The organism is Bacillus cereus group sp. N6, from assembly GCF_016483705.1.
GTDB lineage: Bacteria > Bacillota > Bacilli > Bacillales > Bacillaceae_G > Bacillus_A > Bacillus_A wiedmannii.
This window is the reverse complement of record NZ_JAEHBI010000035.1, coordinates 16,452-32,618: the sequence shown is the minus strand read 5'-3', so window position 1 is coordinate 32,618 and position 16,167 is coordinate 16,452. Positions and strand designations below refer to the sequence as shown.

Below are 16,167 nucleotides of genomic sequence, written 5' to 3'. Positions count from 1 at the left end.
AGTAAAACCTTCCTTTCGTTCATCATATTGCATGTTTCGTTGTCTTTGTGCTGACATAGTAAACAAAGGCAAATAATCCTTTCCTATCGCCTTAAGGACTTATATACTTACCTTTGTACATTATATCGTATTTAGTTCATTATAATAAACAATCTATCGGAGGGACAAACTGTGAAATCACCTATTCTTTCATATTGCATCTTATTTTTCGGCGTATTCGCCCTATCAACTTCAGCAATTTTCGTAAAATTGGCAGATGCTCCTGCGGCTATCATTGCTTTTTACCGTTTATTTTTTGCTGCACTGATTCTATTACCGTTATTACTATTTAATAAAAATAATCGAAACGAGCTAAAAACAGTAACAAACAGACAATGGGGATTCGGATTCATATCCGGGCTATTTTTAGCTGCACATTATGTACTATGGTTTGAATCATTACAATATACTTCTGTAGCGAGTTCTACAGTTATCGTAACGTTACAACCTTTATTTTCAATGATTGGTGGTTACTTTCTATTTAAAGAGAGATTTACGAAAGGAGCGGTCATTGGTTGCCTCATCGCTATTTCAGGAAGTATCGTCATCGGATGGCAAGACTTCCAAATTAGTGGAGAAGCTTTATACGGGGACATTTTAGCCTTTATTGCGGCCGGAATTATTACCACTTACTTTTTCATTAGCCAACATGTTCGTAAAGATTTATCACTTATACCGTATTCGGTAATTAGTTATGGAAGTAGCGCCTGTTTTCTCGGTATTTTTTCCTACATGCAGCAAGAATCTTTCATCCATTACTCTACACAAACTTGGTTGTGCTTTATCGGCTTAGCATTTATTGCTACAATTTTAGGGCAAACAGTTTTTAATTGGTTATTAAAATGGATGAGTGCTACTGTAATCTCTATGAGTATTTTAGGAGAAACGATTGGAACTTGTATACTAGCGTACTTTATATTAAATGAGACTATTTCTTTACAACAAGGGCTAGGCATTACAGTTATTTTTATTGGTTTAGCATTATTCTTATTACAACCAAAACTACCGAATCACAACTAACAAATAAAAAAGCATGACATTAATTTGTCATGCTTTTCACTATTCATTATGTACAATTAAACCATCAGGTCTAAAACGACTCATCATAATTTCATTAATAAACTTTCCGTGAGCCTTCAAATTCCCTACTTTTATTCCCTCTTCTACAAATCCAAATTTTTCATATAGCGATTTCGCTTTCGGATTCGTTTCTAAAACACCAAGCTCTACTCGCTCTAGCATTAACCAATTATCAGCTAAATCAAGCATTTTTGTAAGAAGTGTTTTCCCAATGCCTTTATTATGATATTCACTATCTACCCCCATAAACAAATCCCCCGAATGAGATCTACGTCCTGGGCTTTGGGTTAATCCAACAAATCCAACAACTTTTCCATCATACTCTGCAACAAATTCAAATTGATTTGGCGCTAAATTACGAATTCTATTTTCCATCGCATCTACACGCATACTAGGTAAGAAAACCATATAAGGTAATACATCATCTTGTACGCATATACGATGAATTGCTCTAGCATCTTGTATTTCTACCGCTCTTAGTTTGATCTCCATATTTTCTCCCCTCCATATTCATAACAATACATATTCATTCTAGACCCCTGGGTGAAACCCCTTCTCTTCTATATTTCTTTATGTTATTTTTACATAATCATTTCAGTATAACATCCAATTTATGAACAGCTTATCTACATTTGGTTAACTTTTTACTTTATTATATAACTCCAGCAGATTTTCAATTGGAATACCATTTATTTTCATACCAGTTATATCACAATTTTCTATTTCCATATTTTTCAGATTACTATTACTTATCGCACTACCTTCCAAATCACATCTATTAAATGAAATAGGATGTTTACCTTCTCCAAGGTGTGTATCTTTAAAATGAACTCCACCTAAAGTCACAAAAGAAAATTTACTACCGGAAAAATTTAAATCGGCATATAAAGAACTTTTAAAATTTATATTTCTAAACTTTGATTGACTCACATTACAATTACTCATCTTCATATTCATCATATTGCTACCAACAAAGGAACTGTTTTTTAAATTCACTTGATAATACTCTGTATTTGCTAGATTACAGTTTTCATATTGGCTATTTTTCATATCATTATTTTTAATCAGGTTCTCTTTAGCTGACTCTACAGTTATTCTTTTTACATAACAATACTCATCTTCAGATTTAAAAATTATTTCATAGCCCATTTTTTCATAAAAATGATGATTATTAAGTTGTCTACTGGATGTTTCGAGATCCCAAACCCTTATGCTTGGATATTCCACTTCAATTGATTTAATAACATGTGATCCAATTCCTTTTCCTTGATAATCAGGATCTACAAAAATACGATCAATTCGACCGTATGACTTACCAGAAATCGTAACTATAATTCCTCCGATTATTTTGTCATCCACTATTACCTTAAAAGAATCCAGTTCTTCGATTGAATATCTCATCATTTCAACTGAAGAATAGCCTGGTGGTTGGATGTTATAGTCAATGACATCACCTTGACCGCATAGCCATCGTTTTGCTTCTTCATCAAATGTTCTTGTCATTATTTCTGTTAACTTTTCAGCATCTAAAATTGTAGCTTTTTCTATAGATATTATTATCATTTTTGTTTTCTCCTTCATTGTTACAAGATAATAAGTTTTGCGAACCGTATAGTTATAAAATAAAGAAAATTAAAATTAATAACTTCATTTACTATTAAACTACAAATCAACCTATATTTTCCACCATTACTTAGTATTAATGAATAAAAAAGAGACCATGCTATATAAACATGTTCTCCTCTTTTATTCATTTTCAATTGTGTATAATTAAAAATTAGATATTACTTTAGCCACTCGTTGCAACTATTACTTAACTCCTGTAAATCCTCTATAAATCGACTCGCATGATATCCATCACAAACCGAATGATGAATTTGTAATGAAACTGGTAGCATAACCTTATTTTCTTCATTAAAATATTTCCCACAAGTTATAATTGGTAATAGAAAATCACCATCATTATTAATATTAAGATTAAATCCAGTAAAACTAGCCCAAGGTATGCTAGAAATAGGAAAAACATTTGGCGGAACATTTTCTTTTGTGAAGAGACCATGAACACCAGCATAGTACCTCATATCCTCTTCATAGTTTTTATAGAAAATGTGAAAATCATTAGAATAATCCGTCCATATACTTGAAAAAGATTTATCATCTTTATGGAAGATTGTATAACTTGGTATCATTTCCTCCCAATATCCTAAAACTCCTTCATCGTTAAAACATGTTCGAAATTCTTTATGATTATTTATTACTCTAGAAATTAAATATATAAAAACGGGATAAAATTTTATTCCTTTTTGATGTAATTCCTTTAATAACCTCGTAATATCAACATTCACAGTCATACTAAACGTACATTTCAACTTTAAATAATGTTCAAAATACTGCTCTCTATTCCAATTTTCTCTGTCAATTATATAAAACTTCATTGTAATAGCCTCCTAAAAATTTTTTATTTTAGAAGGCTAACTTTCTTGTTTTCACCAAACCTGTTCACTCCTAATAGTTAAAGTTTTTATTTAATTATATAACATCTACAAAAATTCATTCACATATTTATTGAAATCCAACCACATACTATTAATAAATCAACTGACGTTTGGAGGATTCAAACATGAATGACAAAAATGTAAATAAAAAAGATAATGCTATCGCAAACAATACACCTATTCAAAATGATAATACTGCAAATCTTAATATCGAAGAACAAGCAATGAACGGCTTATATGGAATGCCAGAAACTGCTATTGAAGATGCTGATCATGCTGTAACTGATGATTTGACTTCAAAAAATTAATAAAATACATAGAAGAAAGCCAAGGAAAATATCCTTGGCTTTCTTAACTATGCATCCACCTTTTGTACTTCTTCACTCTTTCTTGAAAGCTTTCCTGGCCAAAAAGCAAAGCGACCTAGAACAACTGTAATTGCTGGTACAAGTAATGGTCTAACAATAAATGTATCTAGTATTACACCAATTGCAGTTACAATACCAAATTGAACAAGAACTTGAATTGGAAGTGTACCTAACACTGCAAAAGTTCCTGCTAAAATTAAACCTGCGGATGTAATGACACTACCTGTTTGTATAACGCCATTTTTTATAGCATCCAAGTGATTTTGTGTCTTTCTGTTTTTCCATATTTCTGAAACCATAAAGATATTATAATCTTCACCTAAAGCAACCAGAAATACGAATGCATACAACGGTATCGCACCTTGAATGGCCGGCGCTCCCATACCATAATGAAGCAATAGCCACCCTGCTCCTAGTGCCGAGAAGAACGATAATACAACAGTTACAATTAAATAAATCATCGCGACAATTGATCGTAAGTAAACAAGTAATAATAAAGCTATAATACTAATTATTACTGGAATGATAACTGCTTCATCACGTTCCGTAATTTGCTTTGTATCATATAATGATGCTGTTTCTCCGCCAATCCATAGTTGATCTTCTGAATTACTAATCCCAGCATCTTTTAATACTTTTTCTACACTACTTTTCAATTTAGGGATTTGATCTAACGCTTCAATTGAGTATGGATTTTCAGCTAAAGAAACCTCATACATTTGTATTTGCTTATTTTCTTTACCCTCTTTTGGGTCTTTTACTGTATTTACAAAAGAAAATCCCTCTAGTTCTTCTTTAATAGGAAGCTCTTTTCCTTTCGTATCAACAACAACTTTTACTGGTGCTAGTTCTCCAGCTGAAAAATGATCACTAATTAACGTAAACCCTTCACGTGAAGGCATATCTTTTGGAAACGATTCTAATAAGTCATATGTGTATTGAATACGTGGTACAAATGAAGCCAATCCACCTAAAACAAATACAGTGAGCATAATTATTGTCCACGGTCTTCGTACTACGACATCTCCAAGTTTTTTACTAAAGGCACCTTTTGATTTTTTAACTTTTACAACTTTCTTTTTCTTTCTTGCAAATTCCTCATTCATTGAAGTTGTTCTCGGTATAAATGGGAAGAATGCAGTTCTACCGAAAATTAATAATAACGCTGGTAAAATTGTTAAAGCAGCAATTCCCATTATGAATACAGCAACACTAAATGGTACCGCAAATCGATGAAAGGCACCGTAATGAGCGAGTAATAATGTTCCTAATCCAAGTACAACAGTTAACGCACTCATTATAATTGCTCCGCCAGAAGCTTTAATTGCAAGTTGCAATGCTTTATATATACTTTCTTCCTCTAGCAAGTACTCTCTATATCTCGAAATTAAAAATAGACAATAGTCCGTTCCAGCACCAAACAATAATACTGTCATAATTGATATCGCTTGGGCATCTACTTTAATCCATCCGTGATCAGCTAAAAAACCAAGTGTAGGACTAATAATACCGTATGCAAAGCCCACAACAAGTAAAGGTAAAATTGCTAAAATTGGTGAACGATACAGTAAAATTAATAAGACTAATACGAGTAGTACAGTAGCAACTAACAGCTTCACATCAGCTTGACTAAATAAGCTAACCGCATCAGTTTGAATACCTACAGGTCCAGATAATCGAACATGTAAACCAGATTCACTTATTTTTTGTTTAAATGGATCTTCCTCCACCTTACTATTTACTATCTTTCTTAAATCTTCAAGATTTCCTTTTAATATATCTGTTCCGGCAGATTTATTAAAGAATACCGGTGTGACAAATGATGTACCATCTTTTGATGCGCTTTTTGCTAATACTTGTTCTGGTATTGTATCAAATGGTGGTAACGTTGATTGTTCTTTTAAAGGACTGGCCTTTAATTCTTTATAAACGTCTTGTATGAGTTTATAATCCTGTGACTGTAATCCACCATCTTTATACCATACTACTAACAAAGGATTCCCTGCATTATTCGGAAACTCGTTTTTCATTAGTGCTTCCGCTTGCTGCGACATAGCTGTTTCAGGTAAATTTTTCGGATTCGGTTCTTTTGTACTATTTACTTGTGGTAACGTAAATGAAAGTAATAATGTAATAAGAATCCATACTGATAAAGTTATCCATTGTGTATGCTTCCCTGCTACAAGCCTCCCTAACATATGTAACGGGTGCTTTTTCATAAAAACCCACCTTCCTTTTCTCTTCCACTATTAATTATATATACCGGTCGGTTAATTAATCAAGAATGAATAAAAATTTGTGTTATAATTATCTCAACAATACATGTCAGGAGCGAATAGATTTGGAACAAAAACAACGTCCTCTCGGAAGGCCTCGTCAAAATAAAAATACAAAATCTACAAAAGAAACCATTTTGGAAGTGGCAACTCGGCTATTTCTTACTCAAAATTATCAAGTCGTTTCCATGGATGAAGTCGCAAAAGTTTGTGGTGTTACGAAAGCAACCGTCTACTATTACTATTCAACAAAAGCAGATTTATTTACCGCTACTATGATTCAAATGATGATACGTATACGCGAGAATATGTCTCAAATCCTTTCTACAAATAAGACTTTAAAAGAAAGATTATTGGACTTCGCTAAAGTCTACTTACACGCAACGATGGATATTGATATGAAGAATTTTATGAAAGATGCAAAACTATCATTATCTGAAGAACAATTGAAAGAATTAAAAGACGCTGAAGACAACATGTATGAAGTATTAGAAAAAGCACTCGATAACGCAATGCAAATTGGAGAAATCCCAAAAGGAAATGCTACATTTGCTGCTTACGCTTTCGTTTCTTTATTATCAATGGGAAATTTTAAGGATGAGAGCCATAATGATATTCCTTCAAATATAGATAACTTAGCAAAAGAAATCGTTTCTTTTTATTGGAACGGGTTAGGTCATTAATATTAAATAGATTTTCTTGAATAAAAGAGCATGTTTGAATTTTTTTCAAACATGCTCTTTTATTTATTTACTATTAATTAGATTATACTTCAGCTCAGTTTAACAAAAAATTCCTCTTCAACTTTTACAAATTTTGAATTTGAATCTTTATATTCTCCTTACTTAATCCCCCATGGTAACAAACTACCGATTCAATATCAAGATTTGAATACCTCTTCAAAGACTGCTGTGCTTCCTTAACATTTAAAGTAGTTAGGACGTGAATTCCTCCTAACTTTCCATTCACACTATATATAGAATCTCCTGCAATAAGGGTTTTACTTTGTTTCAAATATAAACTAATATGACCTGGAGTGTGTCCTGGGGTATGTAGAATTAGTATCCCACCGCAATACGGAAGTTCTTGCCCATCAATCACAGTATTACTCACTTTTCCTTTTGGTGGATTCTCGACTTTTCCATCTTTCAATAAAGGTAAATTTCCCTCAATATATGGCTTATCTAACTCGTGCGCATAAACTTTAATATTACTTCCACAGCGTTGCAATAACTCTGGAAGACTACCTATATGATCTATATCCTGATGCGTCAAAATCACGACTTTTAACTTATCAAATGATACCCCAACCTTTTCCATCCCTACTTGTATATCTTCAAATTGTCCAGGAAAACCAGTATCTATTAAAACTGCCATTTCATCTCTCATAAAAGAATTGGGTGAATAATAAAGTGAAACTTTAATCAGTGGGGGTTTTCTTCATCCCCAACTGATTATTAGTTGAACCAATCGGACTTTTATGGGCAGTTGATCCCCCACCTAAATTCTTTGCTTTCGTTGAATTTTGAGGTGGGGGTCTTACTGCCCATTAAAGCGGGATAAATTCTTGAAACTCAAGTTGTAACATTTCTACCCCTTTAGCAATCTCCATATAGCAATTCTCCTTTATACTGAAGTTTGAAGATATGTACGAATAAACTGGAAATATAAAGCTCCACTATCTTATAATGTGTTTTGTCATTCCAACAGAAAATGCCTCAAACCCCATAGATTCATAATAAGATTGCAATTTTTCCACACACATAAGTTGAGGAATTACCTTGTTTTGTTCGCAGTGATGGATTAATCGTTCTACTATTTCTTTTCCAATACCAATGGACTGATACTCTGGTAATAACACAAACACCACAAATAACGCCTGTTATCACGCCATCTGATATAATACGCCCCATCCCTACTAGCTTCTTATCATCAAAAGCATACATTGCATACCAACTTTGTTTACACATTTGTTCTAACTCGTTAACCGTTAATTGAAGAGAATTCCATCCTAAAGATTCATATACAGTTAATAATCCATTGAAATTTGTTGGGTGTTCCATTGTATAATTTATACTGTTATTCATGTAAATACTCCTTATTTTCTCGTTTGTTTTTATTTCATACAATTATCTTTAATATGAAATTAATTTATACAAACTTCCCTAAGAACAATATAATTCCTTCTTAACATAAAATAAAAAGAAGTTATCTCACTTAAGATAACTTCTTTTTTATAAGACTCTCATTATATTATCAACCAAAAATTATACAACTGCATACGATAAGCACAAACAGAACTAATAAACCATTTGAGAAATACCCCATAGAATACTACCCCTTTATTTCATTATGTTAAAGATTTTATCATAAAATTATTTACAACATAATAACTGAAAAAGACATTGCATGCATTAGTTATATGTATTTAGTAATATTCCCTTTCCGGTCATACTCTCCTCTCCTAAAAGCATCTCTCATACTCTTCTATTTCAATTCATATAATTTTAAAAATAAATCATAGTAAACATTAATTTACTATGATGGATTAAATCACTTGTTTTATCATTAAAATAGTAATAAAATAATTACTAAATGCATAAAGGAAGCGAAAATGATGACCCAAAACGAATTATTAAACGAATACATGAATTTATTATTAAATATGTCAGGTACTTTCAAATTATTATCGGAAAAATCATCTGAATTTACACATATAGAGCAACACGTAGTGGAATATATCGCACAAAAAAAGGTGCCTGTAAATTTAAAAATGATTGCCAGTTATTTAAACATACCTAAACAACAATTAAGCGTAACAGTTCGTAATTTAGAACTAAATGGATACATTATAAAAAAACAAGATACGGTAGACAAAAGAGCTATATTAATCTCTCTAACAGAAAAGGCTGAAAAGGTACATTATGAGAGATGGAAACAAATATATAATAATTTCACTAATAATCTTGAGAAACTAAGTGAAGAAGATCAACGTGATTTAACTTACGGATTGTATAAAACAAATAAAATGCTCTCAAAAATGTTAAATAACGATTAAAAATATAAATAATTTTTTATTACACGGAGGATGTTTCATGGTTAAAGAAATAGATATTCATTCAGTACAAGGTACGATGCTTATTCCGCTATGGGGACGTGCCTATGGCAGTGAGAAAAATAAAGATATTTTAGATGATACGGAAGCAATTCGAATTATTAAAGAATGTGATTTTGACTTCTCAACAATAGCAAATACATTTGGTGAATACGGATGTATCACATACATTACTCGCGCACGAAAAATTGATGATACGATAAAAAAATTCATTATAAAACATCCAAATGCTACTATTGTAAATATCGGTTCTGGACTAGACACTACTTTTTCTAGAATTGATAACGGTACGATACATTGGTATAATCTTGATTTGCCCGATGCTATTTCATTTCGAAAAACATTAATTGAAGATACACCAAGAAACATGAGCATCGCTAAATCATTTTTTGATACTTCTTGGTTTGACGATATAAAATATGATCCAAACGACGGTATTCTTTTTATATCAGCTGGCGTGTTTTATTACTTTAAAGAAGAGGATTTGAAGAAAATCATAGTCGCTGTGTCAAAACGTTTTCCTGGAGGCGAATTATACTTTGACGCTGAATCAAAATTTGCACTGAACCTTTCAAATGCTACTGTAAAGAAATCCGGTAATAACGGCGCAATGATGCATTTTTATGTAAACAATCCAAAATCAATAGAAAAATGGTCTTCTACCATAAAAGTATTAAGCTGCTCTCCTTTCTTTAAAGATATACCTACAAATAAAGATTGGGATGGTAGTACGCGCATTATGATGCGAATTGTAAACTTAATAAAGATGTTAAAGTTTGTTCATGTGCGATTCAATAGAAAATAAGAAAAGAAGAAGATCTTAAGTTTACAAGGTCTTCTTCTTTTCTTATTTTTCAACTGCTTTAGTTACTGACTTATAATTGTATTGTATAGATGTAAACTCTTCACCAAAATATATTCACTACTTCTTATCCTCATTTATATGAATAGCTTTCTTACTCGAAAATAGATTTTTAAAAATTCCTACCCCTACAATTAATAGACCTATCCCAACTAATTTATTTATTTGCAATGGAATGCTCTCCATTCCAAATAATCCGAATGTATCAATACATAACGCAACAACTAATTGAGTAATAAGGCTAATTAACACCGTATACGCTGGACCTAAACTCTTTATTGCACCCATTATACAAATAATTAACCCGATGCCAAACAATCCACTTACATAAAACAAATAATTTGTAGTATACACTTTAATGCTAATACTGTTTTCTGTAATGATATAAAATAGAATAGAACTTATGAGACCTATTCCAAGAACACATGCTGTTGTTAACCACTGTCCTACACTTTCATTTACCTTTGCATTAAAAATAGATTGTAAACTAATTAATACGCCAGCTATTATAGCTAAACTAAATCCAATCATATTCCCTCTCCCCTATTCATTGCTCATATATATTATTTTTAGCAACTTCCTTCATTCTAAAAAAATCTTTAATTACAATAACACCATTTTTCTTTTCAATTAATTTTTCTTTATAAAATTTTTGTAACACCCGTATGACGTGCCTATAACTTACTCCTATAAAATCCGCAATACTTGATATCGAAGTTGCATCCAAATCTTTTTTATACATATTCCCGTTACTATCAGTAGAAATAGAAAGTAAATAACTAGCTACACGTACTTCTACTGGATAAAGTAAATTAAGTGCTGTAAAACGAGTCGATATTTTTAATGTGTTTGCAATGTTTTCAAGCAAGAAGTTCATAAATATAGGATCATGTAATAACTTATTTCTAATTACAGCATGAGAAATAGAGATGGCTATAACATCTGAACAAGCTTCAACGACATTATGCGCTTTGCTATTTTGTATTAATTCAATATCGCCAACAACCGCCAATGGATTGATAAAACGAAGGATCAGTTTCTTTCCCTCTGGTGTAATCGTATAAACTTTTACTTTACCTTTAACAACAAAATATAAACGATCCATTGCGTCATCTATATTGCAAATAAGCTCGCCTTTTTCAAAATGATTTACTTGAAAATAAGCTGTATCTATCTCTGAAAAAATTTCAAGCATTTTATTAGTTTTCAAATAATGGATAATTAAATCTGATCTATTCTCCATTTTCATTTCCTCCTTTCATTTACATATTAAATACAACAATACCTATAATCATTACTATTGTTCCCACAATATGATATCTCTCCATCTGTATCTTTTTTATTTGAAATAATCCCTTCATTTCAATTAGAGTTGCTGTTAATAATTGAGCAACCATAAGTGTTCCAGCTGTTAATGTAACTCCCATTGCATGTATCGCTACTGTTTCTGCACAAATAATTAATCCGCCAAGTGCACCAGCTACTAAATATATTTTTTTCACATCCTTTAAATCCGCTATTTTCTCTTCTTTCTTTAACAAAAATATTGTTGTTGCAATAATGAATCCAATTAAATGCGTAATAATACTTGTCGACCATATACCGATATGTGAACTAAGTTTTGCATTAAATGTACCTTGAAGTGTAATAAATACGCCAGCTAAAATAGCAAATACAACGCCTTTCAAAAAATCATCTCCTAATCTTCTATTTCTGACTTAATTAAAAGCTATAATCCTATAAAGGCAAAAGGACAAATGTCACATCAATATGAAAATAGCTACAAATGAACAATAAAAAACACAACTCAAAATATTTGAGATGTGTTTTTTATTGTTTTATCGTTATATAATATTTTAATATTTATAACTACGCTATATTAACAGGTTTATTCTTCATAACAAACTTTCCAAATAAGAAACGCACAAGTGGCCCCATAATAATTAATTGTAATGGATACGCCAAAATGAAATTTTTAATGAAAATTGAAAAATACATCGATACAAATGAGTCTCCTTGTAGTCCACCATGTAAATACATCATAGCCATTCCGTAAAAAGACATAAAGAAAACCATTCCAATTACCATAGCTGTCGCCATCGCAACTATAATATTTATTTTCTTCGATTTATCAAACGGTAACATGAATACAAGTTTTTTCGTACAAGGTCCAACGATACATATTTCAATTAATAATGCAATAATGAATCCAATTATTAGTTCTAATGCGATCTCCTTAATATGAATTGGCCCTCCTGCTCCATTCAGTAATAAATTATAAAACGTCATTACAATAACCATCCCAAGGCACATCATCATACCAAATTGGAGGTTTTCCTTTCTTGTTGTTGGCAATTTCTATCATCCTTTCTGTTTAAGTCTTTGTCATTATATCGATTATGGAAACCTCTTCGTAAGTGAACATTTTGTGAACAAATTTAAAGCGTTATCATATATTCACTATACTTTCTGATCAAATTCTCACTCTTACTTATAAAGGTTTTATATATTTCAATGTTGAATTACTAAATTTAACATTGAAATACATTACTACTAGGAGGATAACCATGAATGACATAGAATTTTACGTATACCACATCGTTACAAGGGAAAAAATGAATATTGGACAAATCATTCATTTCGATAAAAATCAAACGAATACCCTCTTTCATTTCTTTTTTGAAAGGGAACATTTGAATTCTAACGGTGAAGATCCCATGCAAATTTTAAAAGAACATTATACAAATGAAGAATTACATATAAATAATGAAAATGCTAAAGTAGTTATGAATTATATGAATCAAACAATTAGAGCCGTTAGAGAAACGATTGTAGAAATGGTAAGACTACAAGAATTCCCTGAATACCCTTCAAGATTATCTTGTTTATATGCTGCAAAGAGCTATGAAGATACTTTAAAATGGAAAGCATTATTTGATTCTTACAATCGAGAAGTTTTGCAGATTGTTAAACTACGAGTAATTGGAAATTGTTTTGAAGGTGACGGAAATCTTTTACCGAAAGAAGATGGTATTCCTTTCTCTCAAAAAATTGAACAAGCAAGAGAGTATTGGAAAGGAAACGTTAGTAATGAACTTCCTGAGTTACTGATCAATGGAAAAATTGAAGTGGTGGAAATTATTGATGATTTTTCCGCAATTCATATTTAATTCCTAACTAAATCATATAGGATGGAGATTATAATGATGAAAAAAGTGTACTTCAATCATGATGGTGGTGTAGATGATTTAATTTCATTATTTTTATTACTCCAGATGGATAATGTCAAACTTACAGGTGTTTCAGTTATCCCTGCAGATTGCTATTTAGAACCAGCAATGTCTGCAAGTCGCAAAATTATTGATCGCTTCGGCAAAGGAAATATTGAAGTAGCCGCATCAAATTCCCGTGCAAAAAATCCATTTCCAAAAGAGTGGCGGATGCATGCATTTTATGTAGATGCTTTACCCATTTTAAATGAGTCTGGAAAAGTTGTAACACCCGTAGCAGAAAAACCTGCACATCATCATTTAATTGAAACCCTACTACAAACTGAAGAGAAAACAACTTTATTATTTACAGGGCCTCTTACCGATTTAGCGCGTGCACTATATGAAGCACCTGTAATCGAGGGGAAAATTGAGCGCCTTGTTTGGATGGGAGGAACATTTCGTACTGCCGGCAATGTACATGAACCAGAACATGATGGAACGGCTGAGTGGAATTCGTTTTGGGATCCTGAAGCAGTAGCTCGTGTGTGGGAATCAAAAATTAAAATCGACTTAGTAACGCTAGAAAGTACAAACCAAGTTCCATTAACTATAGACATACGTGAAAGTTGGGCAAAAGAGCGTAAATATATTGGTGTTGATTTTCTTGGTCAATGCTATGCAATGGTTCCTCCCCTCGTTCATTTCTCAACTAACTCTACTTACTATTTGTGGGATGTATTGACTGCTGCCTTTATCGGGAAATCTGACCTTGCAAAATTACAAACAATTAATAGTATTATTCATACATATGGACCTAGCCAGGGGCGTACAGTGGAAACTGTTGACGGACGACCTGTAAATGTAGTATATGATGTAAACCACAATGGATTTTTTAACTATATAACTGAATTAGCGAAGAAAGCTTCCACTTGAACCACTATCTATATGAAAAATAAATAGAATGGCATTATTTTAGACGATAAACCCCATATTTAGAATTTGTTTGAAACTACATATTTAACTATTGAAAAGAGTATTGAATTAACTTTCAATACTCTTTTTATGTAGTTTAATTATATTTGATTAGTGTAGTGTCTTACTGATTATTCATTTCATAACCATTTACAAAAAACGTAATTGTTTCTAATTCATCTTCATTTAATTCTCTATTTACGTCTCGTTTATACGCTGTCTTTATGTTTTCTTCATCGCCTTTATGAATTTCTGTATAAGTTCCTACTGTTTTTAACAAATGCATTTCTTGTAAAAACTCATCCCGACTTATAGCTGTCCCATGAGAAAGAATATAAGTTTCAGCATCAAATGCCTCCAACTCTTCTATTAATTTAAACGTTCGTTTCATCGAATAGTTCCACTTTGAAGAGAAGATATCTGCATATATACAGTCTCCTAAAAATAAAATCTTTTCTTCTTTCACGTAAATAACAACTGAATCATGTGCATGATCTCCGCCGACATGTTTTAACACGCATGTCACTTCACCAAGGTCTAATTCAATTTGATCCTGGAACGTTAAGGTCGGAGGAATAATTTTAATATTTCTCGCTTTTTCTTCAAACTCTTTTTTAATGCAATCTGCACAAAATGCAATTTCAGTACCATCTTTTACGCGTGCGTCCAACGCTTCATCTGTCCATTCATAAGATACTAGTGGCTGCATTTCTTTCTTCGTTTCTGCATGCGCAATAGTTAATGCATCTTGTAGTACAGGCAATCCAAAAATATGATCCCAGTGCCAATGCGTTAATGCTACGAAATCAGGACTTGATACATTCTGTTCTTTTAGCATTTCTAAAAATAATTGTGCATGTTCTTCTGAATTCCCTGCATCAATCATTAAAGTTTTTTCTTGTCCAACGACCATTCCTAATATAGGTCTATCTGTTTCAGAAACTGGTGTCATATACCAAAATGAGTTTCCTATTTTTTTAATTTGCTGCATTACAAACCCCTCCATTTATTACTATTCTCTTCAATTATTATCTGTAAAACCTTCATCCAGCACATAGCATGAAATAATATATATCGCTTTCTTTAGAACATAGTAACTTCATCTATCCATTTAAATAAGCATCCCAATCATAGTCTTCAATTTTATAGAATCTACCTTCATCATTTCTTTCATATGCACATAAAGGTGGTTCTTCAAGAAAGTTTAAAATAGAATCATCCATATTCAAAATGACTCCAATTGAAATAATTTGAAAGTTTTTAGGATTATTGACATAGTCATCACTTTCATAACCACTTAATATTGACCAACCAGAGTCACCTTCTTCTCTTGAATCCTCTTTAAGCATAAAGTTAAATTCTCTTTTTTCAAGTACATCATCACTAACAATTACCTTCGTATCAAAATAAAAATCCCAATCTTTTGAAGCTGGATCATTATATTCCGTATCACATATATTTTCAATTCCAAATGAAATTTTATCACCTATTTTTAAATCTAAACGATATGGATCATTGATCAGTTCCCCTACAAACTTTTTCTCATTTCTTTCAGTGATTTCCACCCACATTCGTTCACCATGAAACCCATCTTCGTCTTCGATTTTAGTTACAAAAATTAACTTTACCAAATCTCCAACCTTTAATTTCTCCAAAACTTCTGAGCTAGGAAGATAGAATGTATAGGGCGCTTCTTTATTTATTTCATAAACATTATCTAAGTACCAAGTCATCTTTTTCTCTCCTTA

The 16,167-nt window shown here is 31.8% G+C and carries 17 protein-coding genes and 2 pseudogenes; 7 read left to right on the top strand and 12 right to left on the bottom strand.

Annotated features, from left to right (window positions below):
* Positions 1–171: 171 nt before the first annotated feature.
* Positions 172–1,059, top strand: coding sequence for an EamA family transporter (locus JDS99_RS21330; RefSeq protein WP_199695667.1), 888 nt, complete (start codon positions 172–174; stop codon positions 1,057–1,059).
* 39 nt (positions 1,060–1,098) lie between these two features.
* On the opposite strand, the gene JDS99_RS21325 is transcribed toward JDS99_RS21330, so the two are convergent.
* From JDS99_RS21325 to catA, 3 genes are all read right to left on the bottom strand, one after another.
* On the bottom strand, positions 1,099–1,611 hold the full coding sequence (locus tag JDS99_RS21325) for a GNAT family N-acetyltransferase (RefSeq protein ID WP_098857087.1): 513 nt from the start codon (positions 1,609–1,611) through the stop codon (positions 1,099–1,101).
* A gap of 144 nt (positions 1,612–1,755) precedes the next feature.
* Complete coding sequence (locus tag JDS99_RS21320) at positions 1,756–2,682, bottom strand: GNAT family N-acetyltransferase (protein WP_199695666.1); 927 nt, start codon at positions 2,680–2,682, stop codon at positions 1,756–1,758.
* 221 nt (positions 2,683–2,903) lie between these two features.
* A complete protein-coding gene (gene catA / locus JDS99_RS21315; RefSeq protein ID WP_199695665.1) occupies positions 2,904–3,554 on the bottom strand; it encodes a type A chloramphenicol O-acetyltransferase in 651 nt (216 codons plus the stop codon).
* A gap of 185 nt (positions 3,555–3,739) precedes the next feature.
* On the opposite strand from catA, the gene JDS99_RS21310 reads away from it, so the two are divergent.
* A complete protein-coding gene (locus JDS99_RS21310) occupies positions 3,740–3,922 on the top strand; it encodes a DUF4021 domain-containing protein (protein ID WP_088609714.1) in 183 nt (60 codons plus the stop codon).
* Between the two features lie 47 nt (positions 3,923–3,969).
* On the opposite strand, the gene JDS99_RS21305 is transcribed toward JDS99_RS21310, so the two are convergent.
* The gene (locus JDS99_RS21305; RefSeq protein WP_199695664.1) at positions 3,970–6,201 is read right to left on the bottom strand and encodes an MMPL family transporter; all 2,232 of its coding nucleotides are present in this window, start codon (positions 6,199–6,201) and stop codon (positions 3,970–3,972) included.
* A gap of 116 nt (positions 6,202–6,317) precedes the next feature.
* Between JDS99_RS21305 and JDS99_RS21300 the strand changes: the two genes are divergently transcribed.
* Entirely contained in the window at positions 6,318–6,941 is a 624-nt protein-coding gene (locus JDS99_RS21300; protein WP_088063330.1) for a TetR/AcrR family transcriptional regulator, read from the top strand.
* Between the two features lie 124 nt (positions 6,942–7,065).
* On the opposite strand, the pseudogene JDS99_RS21295 reads toward JDS99_RS21300, so the two are convergent.
* Positions 7,066–7,667, bottom strand: a pseudogene (locus JDS99_RS21295) (MBL fold metallo-hydrolase).
* A gap of 269 nt (positions 7,668–7,936) precedes the next feature.
* A pseudogene (locus tag JDS99_RS21290) lies at positions 7,937–8,345 on the bottom strand (GNAT family N-acetyltransferase).
* Positions 8,346–8,875: 530 nt separating this feature from the next.
* On the opposite strand from JDS99_RS21290, the gene JDS99_RS21285 reads away from it, so the two are divergent.
* Together JDS99_RS21285 and JDS99_RS21280 are read left to right on the top strand one after the other, a co-directional pair.
* Positions 8,876–9,316: a MarR family winged helix-turn-helix transcriptional regulator gene (locus JDS99_RS21285; protein WP_088609711.1), complete on the top strand. Its 441-nt coding sequence runs from the start codon at positions 8,876–8,878 to the stop codon at positions 9,314–9,316.
* Positions 9,317–9,353: 37 nt separating this feature from the next.
* Complete coding sequence (locus JDS99_RS21280; protein WP_199695662.1) at positions 9,354–10,178, top strand: class I SAM-dependent methyltransferase; 825 nt, start codon at positions 9,354–9,356, stop codon at positions 10,176–10,178.
* Positions 10,179–10,295: 117 nt separating this feature from the next.
* Here JDS99_RS21280 and JDS99_RS21275 read toward each other — a convergent pair whose 3' ends face one another.
* The 4 genes from JDS99_RS21275 to JDS99_RS21260 form a co-directional block, all read right to left on the bottom strand.
* The gene (locus JDS99_RS21275; protein ID WP_088609709.1) at positions 10,296–10,766 is read right to left on the bottom strand and encodes a DMT family transporter; all 471 of its coding nucleotides are present in this window, start codon (positions 10,764–10,766) and stop codon (positions 10,296–10,298) included.
* 16 nt (positions 10,767–10,782) lie between these two features.
* Positions 10,783–11,478, bottom strand: a complete 696-nt coding sequence (locus tag JDS99_RS21270; protein WP_149214001.1) for a Crp/Fnr family transcriptional regulator — start codon at positions 11,476–11,478, stop codon at positions 10,783–10,785.
* Positions 11,479–11,497: 19 nt separating this feature from the next.
* Positions 11,498–11,923, bottom strand: a complete 426-nt coding sequence (locus tag JDS99_RS21265; RefSeq protein ID WP_060488717.1) for a DMT family transporter — start codon at positions 11,921–11,923, stop codon at positions 11,498–11,500.
* 181 nt (positions 11,924–12,104) lie between these two features.
* Positions 12,105–12,590 carry a DUF2798 domain-containing protein gene (locus JDS99_RS21260; RefSeq protein WP_088063326.1) on the bottom strand — a complete coding sequence of 162 codons (486 nt, stop codon included), beginning with the start codon at positions 12,588–12,590 and terminating at the stop codon, positions 12,105–12,107.
* 212 nt (positions 12,591–12,802) lie between these two features.
* On the opposite strand from JDS99_RS21260, the gene JDS99_RS21255 reads away from it, so the two are divergent.
* Both JDS99_RS21255 and JDS99_RS21250 read left to right on the top strand, forming a co-directional pair.
* Positions 12,803–13,405, top strand: a complete 603-nt coding sequence (locus tag JDS99_RS21255) for a DUF2441 domain-containing protein (protein ID WP_088609707.1) — start codon at positions 12,803–12,805, stop codon at positions 13,403–13,405.
* A 33-nt stretch (positions 13,406–13,438) separates the two neighbouring features.
* Complete coding sequence (locus JDS99_RS21250; RefSeq protein ID WP_142293542.1) at positions 13,439–14,380, top strand: nucleoside hydrolase; 942 nt, start codon at positions 13,439–13,441, stop codon at positions 14,378–14,380.
* A 163-nt stretch (positions 14,381–14,543) separates the two neighbouring features.
* On the opposite strand, the gene JDS99_RS21245 is transcribed toward JDS99_RS21250, so the two are convergent.
* Positions 14,544–15,410 carry an MBL fold metallo-hydrolase gene (locus JDS99_RS21245; protein WP_087982389.1) on the bottom strand — a complete coding sequence of 289 codons (867 nt, stop codon included), beginning with the start codon at positions 15,408–15,410 and terminating at the stop codon, positions 14,544–14,546.
* Between the two features lie 112 nt (positions 15,411–15,522).
* Positions 15,523–16,152, bottom strand: coding sequence for an immunity protein Imm33 domain-containing protein (locus JDS99_RS21240; protein ID WP_098857097.1), 630 nt, complete (start codon positions 16,150–16,152; stop codon positions 15,523–15,525).
* Positions 16,153–16,167: the final 15 nt, after the last annotated feature.